This is a genomic window from Saccharopolyspora gregorii (assembly GCF_024734405.1).
Lineage (GTDB): Bacteria > Actinomycetota > Actinomycetes > Mycobacteriales > Pseudonocardiaceae > Saccharopolyspora_C > Saccharopolyspora_C gregorii.
In genome coordinates this window covers 5,198,212-5,214,764 of record NZ_CP059556.1, presented here as the reverse complement: position 1 = coordinate 5,214,764, position 16,553 = coordinate 5,198,212, and the positions used below count along the sequence as shown (strand labels likewise).

Here is a 16,553-nt window from a genome sequence, read left to right as displayed (position 1 = left end):
CCGGGCGGAACGCGTGACCCGCCGCCGAGCGCGCAGCGGGCCGCGCGGCTCACCCCAGGACCAGATCCGCCCGCGCCCCACCGGATTCGGCGGTGCCGAAGCGGAGTTCCGCGCCGATCACCCGCGCCTGCCCGACCGCGATGGTCAGTCCGAGCCCGTGCCCGCCGCCGCGTTCGGCGCGTCCGGTGCGGAACCGCCGCGGCCCGTCGGCGAGCAGGTCCGCGGGGAAGCCGGGGCCGTGGTCCGCGACGGTGAGGGTGGCGCCGCGCACCGAGAGCACCACCGGCGGTCGCCCGTGCCGGTGGGCGTTGCGGAGCAGGTTCACCAGGATCCGCTGCACCCGCCGTGGATCGGTGTCCACCTCCGCGGGCTCGGCGACCTCCAGCCGCACCGGTTTCTCGGCGGCGGCGACGGCCCGCTCGGCGAGCAGGTCCGCGCCGATGCGTTCCCGGGCGCCCTGCTCCCCGTCGGTTTCGAGGCGGGCCACTTCGAGCACGTCCTCGATCAACCCGCGCAGCCGGGACACCCGGTCGCGGACCAGTTCGCTCGGCCGCCCCGGCGGGAGCAGTTCGGCGGCGGTGACCAGGCCGGTCACCGGGGTGCGCAGTTCGTGCGCGATGTCGGCGGTGACCCGGCGCTCCGCTTCCAGCCGTGCCCGCAGCTCCGCTGCCATCGCGTCCACCGCCCCGCCGAGCGCGGTCACCTCGTCGCGCCCGGCTCCGGCGATGGTGTTGCCGACGCGGGCAGCCAGCTCGCCGTCGGCGATGCGCAGCGCCGTCGCCGACGCCGCGCCGATCCGCCGCGCCAGGCGCTGGCCGATGAACACCGCCAGCGCCCCGGACACCAGCAGCAGCGCCACCACACCCAGCACCAGCGCCTGGTCGAGCTGCGCCAGCAGCCGGGCCTGCTCGGTGTACGGGTCGTGGACGGTCAGCACGTGCCCGCCGACCTCGGTGCCCGCCCACACCGCCGGGTCGGCGGCGTCCGCGTCCACGTAGGTCGCGAGCGAACCGGCCCGCACCGCGGCCACCAGCGGTGCCGGGGCGGACGCGTCGTCCAGGCTCGCGGACTCGGGCAGGTCGCGGTGCGCGTAGTACGACTCCGCCGCGATCCGCAACCTGCTGCCGGTCTCCTGCCTGCTCAACGCCTCGCTGAGGTCCACGGCGCGGTAGTGCGTCCACAGCGCGAACGCCACGCCCGCCAGCGCCGCGACCCCGGCGATCGCCAGCGCGTTCTTCACCGCGACGCGCACGTCAGCCCACCAGCTTGTAGCCGAACCCGCGGACCGTCTCGATGCGCTCCTTGCCGACCTTCATCCGCAGCCGTTGCACGTGGACGTCGACGACCCGGGTGTCGCTGCTCGCCGGGTAGTCCCACACCTGTTCCAGCAGCCGTCCGCGGGACAGCACCCGGCCTGGCTCACCGGTGAACTCCAGCAGCAGGCGCAGTTCGGTCGGCGTCAGCGACAGCAGCCGCCCGCCGCGGCGCACCTCCAGCGAATCCCGGTCGAGCTCCAGGTCGCCGAACGCGAGCCGGTCGCCCGCGGACGCGTCCTCGGCGGGCCGTACCGGTTCCCGCCGCCGCAGCGCGGCGCGCAGCCTGGCGACCAGGACCATGGTGTCGAACGGCTTGGTCACGTAGTCGTCGGCGCCCGCCTCCAGGCCCTGCACCACGTCGACCGCGTCGCTGCGCGCGGTCAGCATCAGGATCGCCACCGAGGACTCCTCCCGGATGCCGCGGCACAGGCTGATCCCGTCCAGCTCGGGCAGCATCACGTCGAGCAGCACGACGTCGGGTTCCCGCTCGCGGAACGCCGCCAGCCCGGCCAGCCCGTCGCCCGCGGTGCGGATCTCGAACCCGTACCGACGCAGCGCCAGCTCGGTGGCCTCCCGGATCACCTCGTCGTCCTCGACGAGCAGCACTGTGGTGCCTCGGACGTCCCAGCTCATCGGATGATGGTCCCCCAACCGCCGTACGGCGTGGTGCCGGGCGCGCCGCCGGTGCGCTCGGCCATCGCGAACCGGTGTCCGTCCCAGCTGAACCGGAGCCGTTCCGTGGCGGTCGGGCAGCAGTGCGCGTCGTCCGGCGCGTAGAGGTCCCGGTCCAGCACCAGATCACCCCCTTCGGCGCGGAGCCCGGCGTCCGGGCCCAGGTAGCCGAACACCAGCGAGACCTGCTGGTCGCGGACGCTGTAGACCAGCGTTGCCTTGGTGCCGCCGCTGCCGCTGTCGTGCACGGGGGCCAGCACGTCGGCCTCGCCGTCCTTGGTGACGTCCGCGTACACCGGGTCCTCCAGCCCGCACACCGAGCAGCCGCGCAGGATCCGCTTCACCTCGTCCGGCACCTTCGGATCGGCGAGCACCGTGCTGCGCAGGTCGATGTTGCGGATGTTGCGCAGTTCGGCGCCGGTCGGCGGGGCCACCTCGGCGGTCGTGGCGGGCTGCGGCGGTGCGAGCGCCGGGCCCTCGACCCGCAGCGCGGGACTTCCGCATCCGGCGCACCCGGCCGACACCGCCAGCACCGCGGCCGCGCGGATCGTCGTTCGCACCTTCGTCCTCCTTCACCCGCGGAACGCACCCGAACGTAGGCGTGGATCGTCGCGGTGACCCGGCGGCCGGGTAACAGGCGGCGCGCGAAATCCACTCGACGAGGCCACGAACTGCTGAAACACGACTGAGCCTCGACCGATGGGTGACCGTTGCACGAGCTCCGGGCTGCCGTGAGGTCCGCTCCCTAGCGTCGTCGTCGAGCGGTGGGAACACCGGAAGCGAACGGAGAGGAAACACCATGCGCATGCGGAACCTGACCCTGGCGGTCGCCGGAGCCGGTCTGCTCCTCGGGGCGCCCGGGGTCGCGCTCGCGGCCGGTGGCGACGAGCTGCACGTGATCGCGGACGGGCTGGTCAAGCCGAACCAGGAGATCACCGTCACCGCCGACTGCCCGGGCCTCGGCGCCACGGCCACCTCGTCGTTCGGATCGGTCGCCCGGCTCGGGCCCGCCGCCGACGCCGGCGTGCTGATCGGTTCGCTGCGGGTTCCCAACCAGGTGCCCGCACCGGAGGGCGACGCGAACACCATCACCGTGCGCTGCGACAGCGGTGAGACCGGGTGGATCTCGCTGCCCGACGCGGGCAACTCGGGCTCGCAGCGGCCCGCCGGGCTCTGACGACGATCGGCGGCGGGACCCGGCACGGGGGCCGGGACCGACGTCGGCGCACCGCGACCCGCCTCGGGCGGGAGCGGCGGGCGGTGGCCGGAATCGGGGCCGGTCACCGCCCAACCGGGCCCGCGACCTGGCGACGAGGCGCGAGGGCACCCGAAACCGCAGGTCAGGGTCCGGCGGTTAGGCTCGTTCCGTGGCTTCTGAGACCGTTCCCGGCGCACGCAGCAGGTCCACCACCGTCGGAATCCTGGTCGTCACGGCCGGGATCCTCGCCGCGGTGGTGGCGGCGGCGCTGACCGCGTTGTCGGCGAGCGACGCGTACGCGGCGTACGGCCTGCCCGACCCGGGCGCGGTGACCGAGTACGGCCTGCCCGTGGTGCGGGTCCTCGCCGAGACCGGCGCGGTGGTGTGCATCGGCTCGTTGCTGCTGGCCGCGTTCGGCATCCCGGCGAGCCGGTCCGGCCCGCTGCTCGCCGACGGCTACGCGGCGGTGCGGGCCGCGGGCTGGGCCGCCGGGCTGTGGTGCGTGGGGGCTGCGTTGCTCGTGCCGTTCACCGCCGCCGACGCCACCGGGCGGCCGATCGGTGACGTCCTCGACGCCCAGGTGCTGTTCGGCCTCGTCGACGCCTTGGAGGAGGCGAAGGCGTGGCTGCTGACCGCGGGGATCGCGCTGGTGCTGGCCGTCGGCTGCCGCGTGGTGCTGTCCTGGGGCTGGACGGTGGTGCTGTTCGCGGTGTCGCTGCTGGGCATGTTCCCGCTGGTCGCCACCGGCCACTCGGCGAGCGGCGGGGCGCACGACATCGCCACGAACAGCCTGCTGTTCCACCTGTTCTCGGCCACGTTGTGGGTCGGCGGGCTGGTCGCGCTCCTCGCGCACCTGGCGCGCGGGGGTGCGCACGCGGGGCTGGTGGCGCGCCGGTTCTCGCGGATCGCGCTGGTCTGCTGGATCGTGATGGCCGCCTCCGGGGTGGTGAACGCCTTCGCGCGGGTGCCGCTGGACCAGCTGTTCAGCACCACCTACGGGGCGCTGGTGCTGGTCAAGGTGGTGCTGCTGGTGGTGCTCGGCGTCATCGGCCACTTCCAGCGGGAGCGGGCGGTGCGGACCGTGGCGGAGGGCGGCGGCGGGCTGCTGCGGCTCGGCGCGGTCGAGGTGCTCGTCATGTTCGCGACGATCGGGGTGGCCGTCGCCCTCGGCCGCACCCCGCCGCCGGCCGAGCTGGGGGCGGTGCCGGACCGCACCGAGCTGCTGATCGGCTACCCGCTGGACGGGCCGCCGACGGCCCTCCGGCTGCTGTTCGACTTCCGCTTCGACCTGGTCTTCGGCACGGCGGCGCTGGTGCTCGCCGGGCTGTACCTGTACGGGGTGCGGGTGCTGCACCGCCGCGGCGACCGGTGGCCGGTGGGGCGGACGGTCGCGTGGCTGTGCGGCTGCGCCAGCGTCCTGGTGGCCACCTCGTCCGGAGTGGGCCGGTACGCGCCGGCGATGTTCAGCGTCCACATGGGCCAGCACATGGTGCTGTCGATGCTGGCGCCGGTGCTGCTGGTGCTGGCGGGGCCGACGTCGCTGGCGTTGCGGGTGCTCAGGCCCGCGGCGAAGGCCGGCCCGCCGGGGGCGCGGGAGTGGCTGCTGGCGTTCCTGCACTCGCCGCTGACGCGGTGGTTGACGAATCCGTTCGTGGCGCTGGCGTTGTTCACCGGCTCGTTCTGGGCGCTGTACTTCTCCGGCCTGTTCGACGCGGCGCTGCCGCAGCACTGGGCGCACCTGGTGATGAACGCGCACTTCCTGCTCGCCGGGTACGTCTTCTACTGGCCGGTGATCGGGATCGACCCGGCCCCGCGGCCGCTGCCGTCGCTGGCGAAGCTGGGGATGGTGTTCGCCTCGATGCCGTTCCACGCGTTCTTCGGCATCACGTTGATGATGTCGAACACCGTGATCGGGTCGGACTTCTACCGCGGTCTTTCGCTGCCGTGGGCGTCGGACCTGCTGGCGGACCAGAACCTGGGCGGCGGGCTCGCGTGGGCGTCGGGGGAGGTGCCGCTGGTGGTGGTGATGCTGGCGTTGCTGATCCAGTGGTCGCGCGCGGACTACCGGGAAGCGCGGCGGCTGGACCGCAAGGCCGCGGTGGACGGGGACGCGGATCTGGCGGCCTACAACGAGATGCTGCGGCGGCTCTCCGCCGGGGACGCGTCGGCTTCGGGGGCGCAGAACCCGACCTCTCGCTCCGACGGGTGACCCTCGATGAGGGGTTAACCACCGGATTCCGATGAATCGGTCCACAGCGGCGCGATCTGTGCACAGATCGTGAAACCGGGGTAGCGGTGGGTGATCGACGCCGCGCATCCTGGAACCCGAGCCGACGGACGGCTCCGCGTTCCAGGAGGTGGCGAGATGTTCGAGACGACCGTGGCCGTGGTGGGGACCGTGCTCACCGAACCGAGGATCCGCACCACCCCCGGCGGAGAGCGGGTGGTGTCCTTCCGCCTGGCGGGGAACTCCCGCCGCTACGACCGGGAGGCCGAGCGCTGGACCGATGGCGACCGGCTGATCGTGACCGTGAACTGCTGGCGCCGGGTCGCCGACGGGGTGCTCGGCGTGGTGGGCAAGGCCACGCCGCTGGTCGTGTCCGGGCGGCTGCACACCCGCGAGTTCGAGTCGGCCGCCGGTCGGCGGACGTCGGTGGAGGTGGAGGCCGCGGCGGTGGGCCTGGACCTGGCCCGGGGCAACCGGTTCCCCGGATCGGCCGAGCGCCCGGCCGCCGAACGCGACGCCGCCGCGACCGGCCCCGGAACCGGCCGGCCGGACGTCGCGGCGGCCCGCGACGGGTGATCTCCGCGCCACCCGGTAGGTCGGTGACCAGCGGTGGAGCAGGTGCGGTGCGGGCTGTGCGCGGCTGCCGGCGCGGCAATCGACGGCGGTGCACGAGCCGACACGGGACGCAACTACGATTCAGGGCATGGCCGAGTTCATTTACACCATGAAGAAGGTGCGGAAGGCACACGGGGACAAGGTCATCCTCGATGATGCGACCATCCAGTTCTACCCGGGTGCCAAGATCGGCGTCGTTGGCCCGAACGGCGCCGGCAAGTCGACCGTGCTCAAGATCATGGCGGGACTCGAGCAGCCGAACAACGGCGAAGCGTTCCTCTCGCCCGGCTACACCGTCGGCATCATGCAGCAGGAGCCGCCGCTCAACGAGGAGAAGACCGTCCTCGGCAACGTCGAAGAGGGCGTCGGCGAGATCATCGAGAAGCTGCACCGCTTCAACGCCATCGCCGAGCAGCTCGCCACCGACTACACCGACGAGCTGATGGAGGAGATGGGGCGCCTCCAGGAGGAGCTCGACCACGCGGACGCGTGGGAGATCGACTCCCAGCTCGACCAGGCGATGGACGCGCTGCGCTGCCCGCCGCCGGACGCCCAGGTCAGCCACCTCTCCGGTGGTGAGCGCCGCCGCGTCGCGCTGTGCAAGCTGCTGCTGAGCAAGCCCGACCTGCTGCTGCTGGACGAACCCACGAACCACCTGGACGCCGAGAGCGTGCTGTGGCTGGAGCAGTTCCTCGCGAACTACCCCGGCGCCGTCCTCGCCGTGACGCACGACAGGTACTTCCTGGACAACGTCGCGGGCTGGATCCTGGAGCTCGACCGCGGGCGCACCTACCCGTACGAGGGCAACTACTCCACCTACCTGGAGAAGAAGCAGGAACGCCTCGCGGTGCAGGGCAAGCGCGACCAGAAGCTGCAGAAGCGGCTGAAGGAAGAGCTGGAGTGGGTCCGCTCCAACGCCAAGGCCCGGCAGACCAAGTCCCGCTCCCGCCTGGACCGCTACGAGGAGATGGCGGCCGAGGCGGAGAAGACCCGGAAGCTGGACTTCGAGGAGATCCAGATCCCGCCGGGTCCGCGGCTGGGCAACCAGGTCGTCGAGGTCGAGAACCTCAAGAAGGGCTTCGGCGACAACCTGCTCATCGACGGGCTCTCGTTCGACCTGCCGCGCAACGGCATCGTCGGCGTCATCGGCCCGAACGGCGTCGGCAAGACGACCCTGTTCAAGACCATCGTCGGGCTGGAGCAGCCGGACGCGGGCACCGTCAAGGTCGGCGACACCGTCCGGTTGTCCTACGTCGACCAGAACCGGGCCAGCATCGACCCGAAGAAGAACGTGTGGGAGGTGGTCTCCGACGGTCTCGACTACATCCAGGTCGGCCAGGTCGAGATGCCGTCCCGCGCCTACGTCAGCGCGTTCGGCTTCAAGGGTCCCGACCAGCAGAAGCCCGCGGGCGTGCTCTCCGGTGGTGAGCGCAACCGGCTGAACCTGGCGCTGACCCTCAAGGAGGGCGGCAACCTGATCCTGCTGGACGAGCCGACGAACGACTTGGACGTCGAAACGCTGGGCTCGCTGGAGAACGCGCTGGAGCAGTTCCCCGGTTGCGCCGTGGTGATCTCGCACGACAGGTGGTTCCTGGACCGCGTCGCCACGCACATCCTGGCCTGGGAGGGCGACGACCAGAACCCGGCCAAGTGGTACTGGTTCGAGGGCAACTTCGAGGGCTACGAGAAGAACAAGATCGACAGACTGGGGCAGGAAGCCGCCCGTCCGCACAGAGTCACCCACCGGAAGTTGACCCGGGGCTGAACCTGAACGGGGAGGCGTCTTGGCCAGCGTGCACGGAGCTCATCCGGGCGGTGCGCAGGAATTGTTCGAACCCGCTTGGCAGATGCGCTGGCGGGTGCCCGAGCTCGCCCTGATGCTCGGCGATCAAGCCGTGGCGGAGGCCAGACGCATCGGTGACCGCGCGTTGCGGCTCCGTGCCGAGGCGGTGGCGCTGTTCGCGTCCAACCGCCTCGGGCACGGGGTCGCGATCACCCAGCGGGCCATCAGCGCCGTCCGGGACGCGGAGCGCGCGGGCGATCACGAGATCGCCGCGGAGCTGCGCGTCGAGCTCGCCTGCTGCGCCCGCACCGCGGGCGGGCACGAGGTCGCCCTGCGGGTGCTGCAACCGGTGCTGGAACGCGAGCGGATCGAACCGGCGCTGCGCGCGCACGCGCTGCTGGAGCTCGCCGCCGCGCTGCCCGGCAAGCAGCGGGAGTCCGAACGGGCCGAGGCGCTCGACGAGGCCGACCGGCTCTACGCGGCGGCCTCCGAGCTGAACCGGGACACCAGCAGGCTGCTGCTGGCACGGGTGCGCACCGCGCGCGCCGGGCACCTGCGGCGCAACGGCGATTTCGAGCAGGCCGCCCGGGCCGCCGAAGAGGGGCTGGCCCTGCTGGACCGGCTCGGCGACCCCGCCGCGGAGAGCGGTGAGATCCGCGCGCGCCTGGTGCTGGAGCGGGTCCACTCCCTGCTGGACCTCGGGCGCCGCACCGAGGCCGTCGAGGCCGCCTCGCCGGTCATCCGCACGCCCGTGCGCGCGGCCGCGGCCGGGCCGTCCGGCTGGTTGCGGCTGGCGCTGGCGACCCGCGTGCACCTGCCCGCCGGGGATCTCGCCGCGGCGGTGCGGCTGCTCAACGACGCCGCCGCCAACGCGGAACGCCACAAGCTGGACTGCCTGCTCACCGAATCGCTGAGCATGTCCTCGCAGACCCACGAGAAGGCGGAGGAGTTCGTCGAGGCGCTGGCCACGCTGCGCCGCGCGTACGCCGCGGACCGGCGCTGGCGGGCCGCCGTGCACGCCGCCCGGGTCCGGCTGCTGGAGGAGTTCCCGGCGCTGGCCACCGGCACCGGGCCTCCCTCGGCGGCACCGGAACCGGCGGGCACGACCACCGCCGCGCCGGAGGCCGCCGCGCCGCTCCCCGTCGCCGCACCACCGCTGACCACGTCGGCGGACGTCCCGGCCCGCGCTCCGGCCGAGTCCTTCGGCAGCACCGGAACCACCGTGGCCGAGTCCTCCGGCGCCGACGCACCCGCCGCGGGACCCGGCCGTCGCGCGCACTCGGCGGAACCGGCGGTGGCCGGGGCGCACGACGCGGCCGGGGCGCACGACGCGGCCGCGGAAGCACCGCAGCAGCAGGAGACCGCGGGCCGCCGCCGCGCGGACGGCACGGGCCGTCCGCAGCGCACCACCGGCAGTGCGTTCGCCGCGAACTCCGGGTTCCCCCCGCCGCCCGAACCGGCGGAGCCCGTGCCCGCTCCGGATCCGCCGAACGAGCGTCCCGCGGCCGAGGCGACCCCGGAAGTCCCGACCGGGGCCGCGAACCGCATCGCTCCGGAGGACCCGCTCGACGAGTACCGCAAGCCGGGGGAGAGCAGCGTGCGCGACGCGGCGCGCAGGCTGATGGACACGTTGACCAGCCGCGTCGCCGACGACCGCAGGACGCACCAGGACCAGGGCGAGCAGCGCCGGGACCCCGGTCCGCTCGGTGCCATGCCGGCTCCGCGCGCGCCCGAGCCGGAGGCCGCGGGCACCGGCGGCAAGCGCCGCGCCCCCGAACCGGAGGAACCCGCGGCGGAGGACTCCGGTCGGCACGGCGGCATGGACGTCCCGGTCGGCCGCGTCACCTCGGCGCCGTTCGGCGAAGGTTTCCCGGTCTACGACTTCGGTTCCCGCAGCGGACCGGCGGTCCCGGAGCCGGAACCGGAACGCGCGCGCACCGCCGAACCGGACGACGGGCTCGCTCCGCGCACCCGCGGCTCCCGGCGCCGGGAGGACGTCGCCGAGCCGCCGCCCACCGAGGTGAGCGCCCCGTGGGATCGCGGCGCACCGGGCGAGCCGAGCTTCCCGGACGTCACGGCGATCATGCCGGTCATCTCGGTGCCGGACCACGAGCCGCCGCCGACCTCGCAGGTCGGTGCGGTCGAGCACCTCGACGAGGACCGTGCGGAGCCGGATGCCGACGCGGCTCCGGGGACGCACGAGGAGGGTGGCAGGCGCTCGCGCGGCCGCACCCTCGCCGAGATCCGGGAGAGCCTCGCCGAGATGCAGCGCCACGGCCGCGAGGACGGCGCCCGGTCGCGCCGCGCGGCGCCGGAGCCCGCCGACGCCGGTGGGTACGAGGAGTCGCTGCCGGAGGATCCGCCGCGGTCCGGGGCTTCGTGGGCGGACCGCTACCTGGGCGCCTTCCTGGACGAGCGGGGAAGTGCCGGGGAGGGCGGTTCCGGCGGTCAGCACACCGGCGACAGGCACACCGGATCGACCGGCACCGCCGGTGCGAGCGAGGAGACTTCGGGTTCCGGTGGTCGCCGCCGCGCCCGGCACGCCGACCCGGACGACCGGTTCGGCGGCACCGCGCCGGATCCGCCGCGCTGGGACGCGGCGCCGTGGGACCGGCCGTCGTCCGCGCACGCCGCCCCCGACCCGTTCGGTCCACAAGGGACGGCCGGTCCACAAGGGACGGTCGAGTCGGCGGACGGGTTGCCGCCGACGTTGGGAATGCTGTCCGAGCCCACCGGGACCACCTCGTACCCGGGCGGTGGCGAGCCGGAGATCTCCCCGTTCGACCGCGCCCGCCCCGAGTTCGGCCCGGTGCACGACGCGTCCGAGTCCGACGACCAGCCCTTCGCCGCACCCGGTGGTACCGCCGCCGACCGCCTCGAATCGGCGGCGGAGCTGCTGGCCCGGCACCAGGACGGGAGCACGCAGGCCGCGGAGGAACCCGCCGGTGAGGTCGGCCTGGCGGACCTGCTGGCCGAGGCGCTGCTCGCCTACGAGAACGGCAGGCGCCAGGACGACGACGGACCGGGGCGGCACGGCCGGCCGGGTACCAACGGTCATCCGATCGGCCTGCCGCACCAGCACGAGGCGGAGCCGGATCCCGACGCGCGGCCTCGGCACCGCCGTCCCGCCCAGGACACCTGGACGCCCCGGTACTGAGCCGCGGACCCGTGCCCGCAGCGGTGTCGCGCGGGGGCTGCGGTGATCGGACGCCTAGCCACCGCCGCGCGATCCCGCCCGGCGTTCGTCCCGGTGCGCGCGGGCGCGGTGACGCGATCGCGCCCTGTCCCGCCGCATCCCGGCACCTCCGCGAGTTCCGGCGACCCGGCCGGTGTCTCGACCTCGCCCGCGCGAGCGCCGATCGAGACGCCGCCCGGTTCCCGTCCGCCCGGCGTCGCGCACCGCCGGACCACTCGTCCGGAGGCACCGTGATCCTCCACACCCGCCCACCTGCACGCCCCCGTTCGCGCAGTCCGCGCACCTCCGGAACCACCCGGAAATCGGAACGTCGCAGGAGGTTTCCGGTGGGAACGGTGCCGCTCCCACCTGATCGGCGCGCGGCCTGGCAGGCTTAGGGTGGAAGCCGTGTTGGCACAACGCGGTGCCGTCAAGCGTGGAGCAGCTGAAGATGACCTCGAAACCCCGATCCGCCATCCCCGACGCCGCGACCGGCGGGGCCGCCGTGCTAGAGAACCCGGAGGCCGCGAAGGCCTGGTTGCTCGACCGCGCCGCCGAGTCCGCGGGGGAGCTCGGCGAGTTGCTGCGGACCTACTTCCGGCATGTGCCTGCCGAAGAGCTCGCCGGTGACGAACCCGACGAGCTCGTGGAGGCGCTGCGTTCGCACCACGCGCTCGCCGCCGAGCGGGTCGCCGGCCGTCCGCTGGTGCAGGTGGTGAACCCCAGCCTCGACGACGGCGGCTGGCGGAACCAGGCGACCGTGCTGCAGCTGGTCACCGACGACATGCCGTACCTGGTGGACAGCGTGATCGCCGAGCTGACCCGGCACGGTGCCGAGGTGCAGCGGATCATCCACCCGATCGTCGTGGTGCGCCGCGATGCCGCGGGCGCGCTGCTGGAGGTCTTGCCGCACGCGGACCCGGGCGCGCCGCCCGCGGACGCGCTCGCCGAGTCGTGGATGCTCGCCGAGGTCGACCGGATCACCGACGCGGACCGGCTGCAGGCGCTGGAGCAGGGCCTGCGCACCGTGCTCGGTGACGTCCGCGAGGTCGTCGAGGACACCGAGCGGATGCTGACCACCGCCCGCTCGCTGGCCGACGAGCTGGAGTCGCACCCGGGGGCGCTGCCCGGCGAAGAGGCCGCGGACAGCGCCGGGTTGCTGCGCTGGCTGGCCGACGGGCACTTCACGTTCCTCGGCTACCGGCACAACGAGCTCGTCGAGCAGGACGGCAAGCCCGCGCTGAGCCCGGTGCTGGGGTCCGGTCTCGGCGTGCTGCGCAGCGACGCGGTCGCCGCCGAGGACCTCACGACCGGTCCGGACGTGCTGACCAGCACCCGTTCCGGGGAGCCGCTGGTGCTCACGCAGGCCAGCACCCCGTCGACGGTGCACCGCTCGGTGCACCCGTTCTACGTGGGCGTGCTGACCTTCGACGAGAACGGCGCGGTCACCGGGGAGCACCGGTTCATCGGCCTGTTCACCACCACCGCGCTGCACGAGAACGTGCTGGACATCCCGTTCATCGAGCGCCGGGTGCGCGAGGCGATCCACGGCGCCGGCTTCCCGCTGGAGTCGTACTCGGGCCAGCGGATGCTGGAGGAGATCCAGAACTACCCGCGCACCGAGCTGTTCTCCACCGATCTCGACACGCTGCGCGAGACGGTGACGGGCGTGCTGGCGCTGGCCGAGCGCCGCAAGCTGAAGCCGTTCGTGCGCCGCGACCCGTACGGCCGGTTCTTCTCCTGCCTGGTGTACCTGCCGCGGGACCGCTACACGACGCGGTCCCGGCTGGCGATGCAGGAGGTGCTGCTGGCGGAGCTGGGCGGCGCGAGCGTCGAGTACAGCACCCGCGTCGGCGAGTCGGCGCTGGCCCGCGTGCACTTCGTGGTGCACACGAAGCCGGGCGGCGAGGCCCCGGAGCCGGACCTGGCCCGCATCCAGGAGCGGCTGTCCGAGGCGATCCACACCTGGGAAGACCAGATGGTCGACGAGGTGGAGATCGCCCCCGGCGACGCCGAGGAGCCGCGCCGGGTGCGCCGCTCGGAGGCCGCCAGCGAGGCCGCGCAGCAGTACGCCGCGTCGTTCCCGGAGGCGTACAAGGAGGACTTCAGCGCTGGGGAGGGCCTGCGCGACCTGCGGAAGCTGGCGTCGCTGTCCGGTGAGCGCGACCTGCGGATGTCGTTCTACACGCCGGAGGACGCCGCTCCGGGCGAGCGCCGGTTCAAGATCTACGTCACGGGCGAGCGGGTGACGCTGTCCCGCGTCCTGCCGGTGCTGCAGAGCATGGGCGTGGAGGTCGTGGACGAGCGGCCGTACGAGGTGGTGCCGGAGAGCGGCGCCGAGTGCTGGATCTACGACTTCGGCCTGCGGCTGGAGAGCGGGCTGCTGGAGACCGAGGGCGCCGAGCGGCTGGACACGCTGCGCGAGCGGTTCGAGGACTCGTTCCGCGCGGCCTGGCTGGGCGACGCCGAGGTGGACCGGTTCAACTCGCTGGTGCTGCGCGCCGGGTTGAGCTGGCGGCAGGCGTCGGTGCTGCGCGCCTACGCGAAGTACCTGCGCCAGACGGGGGTGCCCTACAGCCAGGAGTTCATCGCGGACGTGGTGCTCACGCACCGGGCGACGACGGTGGCGCTGACCAGGCTGTTCGAGGTGCGCTTCGACCCGAAGCTGGCCGAGGACGAGCGGGCCGCCCGGCAGGACGAGCTGCGGACCCAGATCACCCGGTTGATCGACGAGGTGACGAGCCTCAACGCGGACCGGATCCTGCGCAGCTACCTGAGCCTGATCACCGCGACGCTGCGCACCAACTACTACGCGGACGGCGCTCCGGAGCGCTCCTACCTGGCGATGAAGCTGGAGCCGAAGGAGATCCCGGGGCTGCCGGAGCCGCGGCCGGCCTACGAGATCTTCGTGTACTCCCCGCGGGTGGAGGGCGTGCACCTGCGCTTCGGTTCGGTGGCACGCGGCGGGTTGCGCTGGTCGGACCGGCAGGAGGACTTCCGCACCGAGATCCTCGGCCTGGTGAAGGCGCAGGCGGTGAAGAACGCGGTGATCGTGCCGGTCGGCGCGAAGGGCGGGTTCGTGGTGAAGCGCCCGCCGCTGCCCACGGGGGACCCGGCGAAGGACCGGGAGGCGACGCTGAACGAGGGCATCGCCTGCTACCGGATGTTCATCTCGGGCCTGCTGGACCTGACCGACAACCTGGTGGGCGGCGAGGTGGCGCCCCCGCAGGGCGTGGTGCGCCACGACGGCGACGACACGTACCTGGTGGTGGCAGCGGACAAGGGCACCGCGTCGTTCTCGGACGTCGCCAACGACGTGGCCCGCTCCTACGGCTTCTGGCTGGGTGACGCGTTCGCCTCCGGCGGTTCGGTCGGCTACGACCACAAGGCGATGGGCATCACCGCGAAGGGCGCGTGGGAGAGCGTCAAGCGCCACTTCCGCGAGCTGGACCTGGACACCCAGCGCGAGGACTTCACCGTCGTCGGCATCGGCGACATGGGCGGGGACGTGTTCGGCAACGGCATGCTGCTGTCCGAGCACATCCGCCTGGTGGCGGCGTTCAACCACATGCACGTGTTCATCGACCCCGAGCCGGACGCGGCGAGCTCGTACGCGGAGCGGCGCAGGTTGTTCGAGCTGCCGCGTTCCACGTGGGACGACTACGACCGCAGCAGGATCAGCGAGGGCGGCGGCGTGTGGTCGCGGTCGCTGAAGTCGATCCCGCTGAACGCGCGGGTCCGCACCGCGCTGGGCATCGACGAGTCGGTGACGGCGCTGCCCCCGGCGGAGCTGATCAAGGCGATCCTGCAGGCCCCGACGGACCTGTTGTGGAACGGCGGCATCGGCACCTACGTGAAGGCCTCCACGGAGACGCACGGCGAGGTGGGCGACAAGGCCAACGACGCGGTCCGCGTGGACGGCGCGGACCTGCGGGTGCGGGTGGTCGGCGAGGGCGGCAACCTCGGCCTCACCCAGCGCGGCCGCATCGAGTTCGCGCGTGCCGGCGGCAAGGTCAACACCGATGCGCTGGACAACTCGGCCGGCGTGGACTGCTCGGACCACGAGGTGAACATCAAGGTCCTGCTGGACCACCTGGTCGCCGAGGGCGAGCTGGACGGCGAGCAGCGCAACGAGCTGCTGGCGGAGATGACCGACGAGGTCGCCGAGCTGGTGCTGGCCGACAACTACCGGCAGAACGAGGTGCTGGGCGTGTCCCGCGCGCACGCGGCGCCGATGGTGTCGGTGCACGCCCGGCAGATCACCGCGCTGGAGGAAGGCGGCCTGGACCGCGACCTGGAGGCGCTGCCGAGCAAGAAGGAGCTGCGGGACCGCGAGAAGAGCGGCACCGGGCTCACGTCGCCGGAGCTGGCGACGCTGCTGGCGCACGTGAAGCTGTCGCTGAAGGAGCAGGTGCTGGCCAGCGACCTGCCGGACGCGGACGCGTTCAGCGGGCGGCTGCCGGACTACTTCCCGAAGCCGCTGCGGGAGCGCTACGCCGACGCGATCCCGGCGCACCCGCTGCGCCGCGAGATCACCTCGACGCTGCTGGTCAACGAGGTCGTCGACGGTGCGGGCGTGTCCTACGCCTACCGGTTGTCCGAGGAGATCGCGGCGAGCGCCACCGACGCGGTGCGCGCCTACGCGGTCGTCACCAGCGTCTACGACCTGCCGGAGCTGTGGCGGCGGATCGACGAGCTGGACAACGTGGTGGCCAGCCGCGTCGCCGACGAGATGGTGCTGGCCAGCCGCAGGCTGCTGGACCGCGCGGCCCGCTGGCTGCTGTCGAACCGCCCGCAGCCGTTGGCGATCGGCGCGGAGATCAGCCGGTTCCGGCCGGTCGTGTCCGAGCTGGCGGCCAGCGTGCCCGGCCTGCTGCGCGGGCAGGCGGCCGTCGCCGCCGAGGAGAAGAAGCAGCAGCTCATCTCCGAGGGCGTCCCGGCGGACCTGGCGGAGCGCATCGGTGCCCTGCTGGACACCTACGCGCTGCTGGACATCACCGAGATCGCCGAGCTGGCCGAGCGGGACAACGGCGTCAGCGCCGAGCGCAGCCCGATGGAGAGCGCGGAGCTGTACTACACGCTGTCCGAGCACCTCGACATGGAGCGGCTGCTGGTCGCGGTCAACGGGCTGGAGCGCGGCAACCGGTGGCACTCGCTGGCCCGGCTGGCGCTGCGCGACGACATGTACGCCTCGCTGCGGGCGTTGACGATCGACGTGCTCAGCACCAGCGACCCGGAGGAACCGGCCGCGGACAAGATCGCCCAGTGGGAGGCGACGAACGCGTCCCGCATCGAGCGGGCCAGGACGTCGCTGGAGGCCATCAAGCGCTCCGGCGGGCTCGACCTGGCGACGTTGTCGGTGGCGACGCGGCAGCTGCGCAGCATGGTCCGCTGATCACCCGCCCCCGCGCCTGCGGGGGCTCGGGTGGTCGGCGGGACCGCGCGGTCTCGATGTCGGGAGGGGCGGGCCGGACGGTCCGCCCCTCCCGCGTCCGCGGGGCCGCCGGGCCGGTCCGCGTCCGGACTACGATCGGGGCGAACCTCAGCCATCACACGGGAAGGACACC

The 16,553-nt window shown here is 73.3% G+C and carries 9 protein-coding genes; 6 read left to right on the top strand and 3 right to left on the bottom strand.

The features are described 5' to 3' along the window. Positions 1 to 49 precede the first annotated feature (49 nt). The 3 genes from H1226_RS22630 to H1226_RS22620 are packed head-to-tail and all read right to left on the bottom strand — an operon-like array spanning position 50 to position 2,548. The gene (locus H1226_RS22630; RefSeq protein WP_258342418.1) at positions 50 to 1,252 is read right to left on the bottom strand and encodes a sensor histidine kinase; all 1,203 of its coding nucleotides are present in this window, start codon (positions 1,250 to 1,252) and stop codon (positions 50 to 52) included. Position 1,253: 1 nt separating this feature from the next. Then, positions 1,254 to 1,949, bottom strand: coding sequence for a two-component system response regulator CseB (gene cseB, locus H1226_RS22625; RefSeq protein ID WP_258342413.1), 696 nt, complete (start codon positions 1,947 to 1,949; stop codon positions 1,254 to 1,256). Continuing rightward, positions 1,946 to 2,548, bottom strand: a complete 603-nt coding sequence (locus H1226_RS22620; RefSeq protein WP_258342411.1) for an LppP/LprE family lipoprotein — start codon at positions 2,546 to 2,548, stop codon at positions 1,946 to 1,948. Before H1226_RS22620 ends, cseB begins: the two co-directional genes overlap by 4 nt. 239 nt (positions 2,549 to 2,787) lie before the next feature. Here H1226_RS22620 and H1226_RS22615 point away from each other — a divergent pair, with 239 nt between their 5' ends. The 6 genes from H1226_RS22615 to H1226_RS22590 all read left to right on the top strand — a co-directional run bounded on the left by H1226_RS22615 (position 2,788) and on the right by H1226_RS22590 (position 16,381). Further along, positions 2,788 to 3,165: a hypothetical protein gene (locus H1226_RS22615; protein ID WP_258342409.1), complete on the top strand. Its 378-nt coding sequence runs from the start codon at positions 2,788 to 2,790 to the stop codon at positions 3,163 to 3,165. A gap of 190 nt (positions 3,166 to 3,355) precedes the next feature. Continuing rightward, positions 3,356 to 5,395, top strand: coding sequence for a cytochrome c oxidase assembly protein (locus H1226_RS22610; protein ID WP_373689979.1), 2,040 nt, complete (start codon positions 3,356 to 3,358; stop codon positions 5,393 to 5,395). A 156-nt stretch (positions 5,396 to 5,551) separates the two neighbouring features. Further along, positions 5,552 to 5,989: a single-stranded DNA-binding protein gene (locus H1226_RS22605; protein WP_258342407.1), complete on the top strand. Its 438-nt coding sequence runs from the start codon at positions 5,552 to 5,554 to the stop codon at positions 5,987 to 5,989. Positions 5,990 to 6,116: 127 nt separating this feature from the next. Then, complete coding sequence (gene ettA / locus H1226_RS22600; RefSeq protein WP_224959354.1) at positions 6,117 to 7,793, top strand: energy-dependent translational throttle protein EttA; 1,677 nt, start codon at positions 6,117 to 6,119, stop codon at positions 7,791 to 7,793. Positions 7,794 to 7,812: 19 nt separating this feature from the next. Then, positions 7,813 to 10,968 (top strand): hypothetical protein, encoded by a 3,156-nt coding sequence (locus H1226_RS22595; RefSeq protein ID WP_258342397.1) that lies wholly within the window; start codon positions 7,813 to 7,815, stop codon positions 10,966 to 10,968. A gap of 469 nt (positions 10,969 to 11,437) precedes the next feature. Beyond that, on the top strand, positions 11,438 to 16,381 hold the full coding sequence (locus H1226_RS22590) for an NAD-glutamate dehydrogenase (protein WP_258349481.1): 4,944 nt from the start codon (positions 11,438 to 11,440) through the stop codon (positions 16,379 to 16,381). Positions 16,382 to 16,553 lie beyond the last annotated feature (172 nt).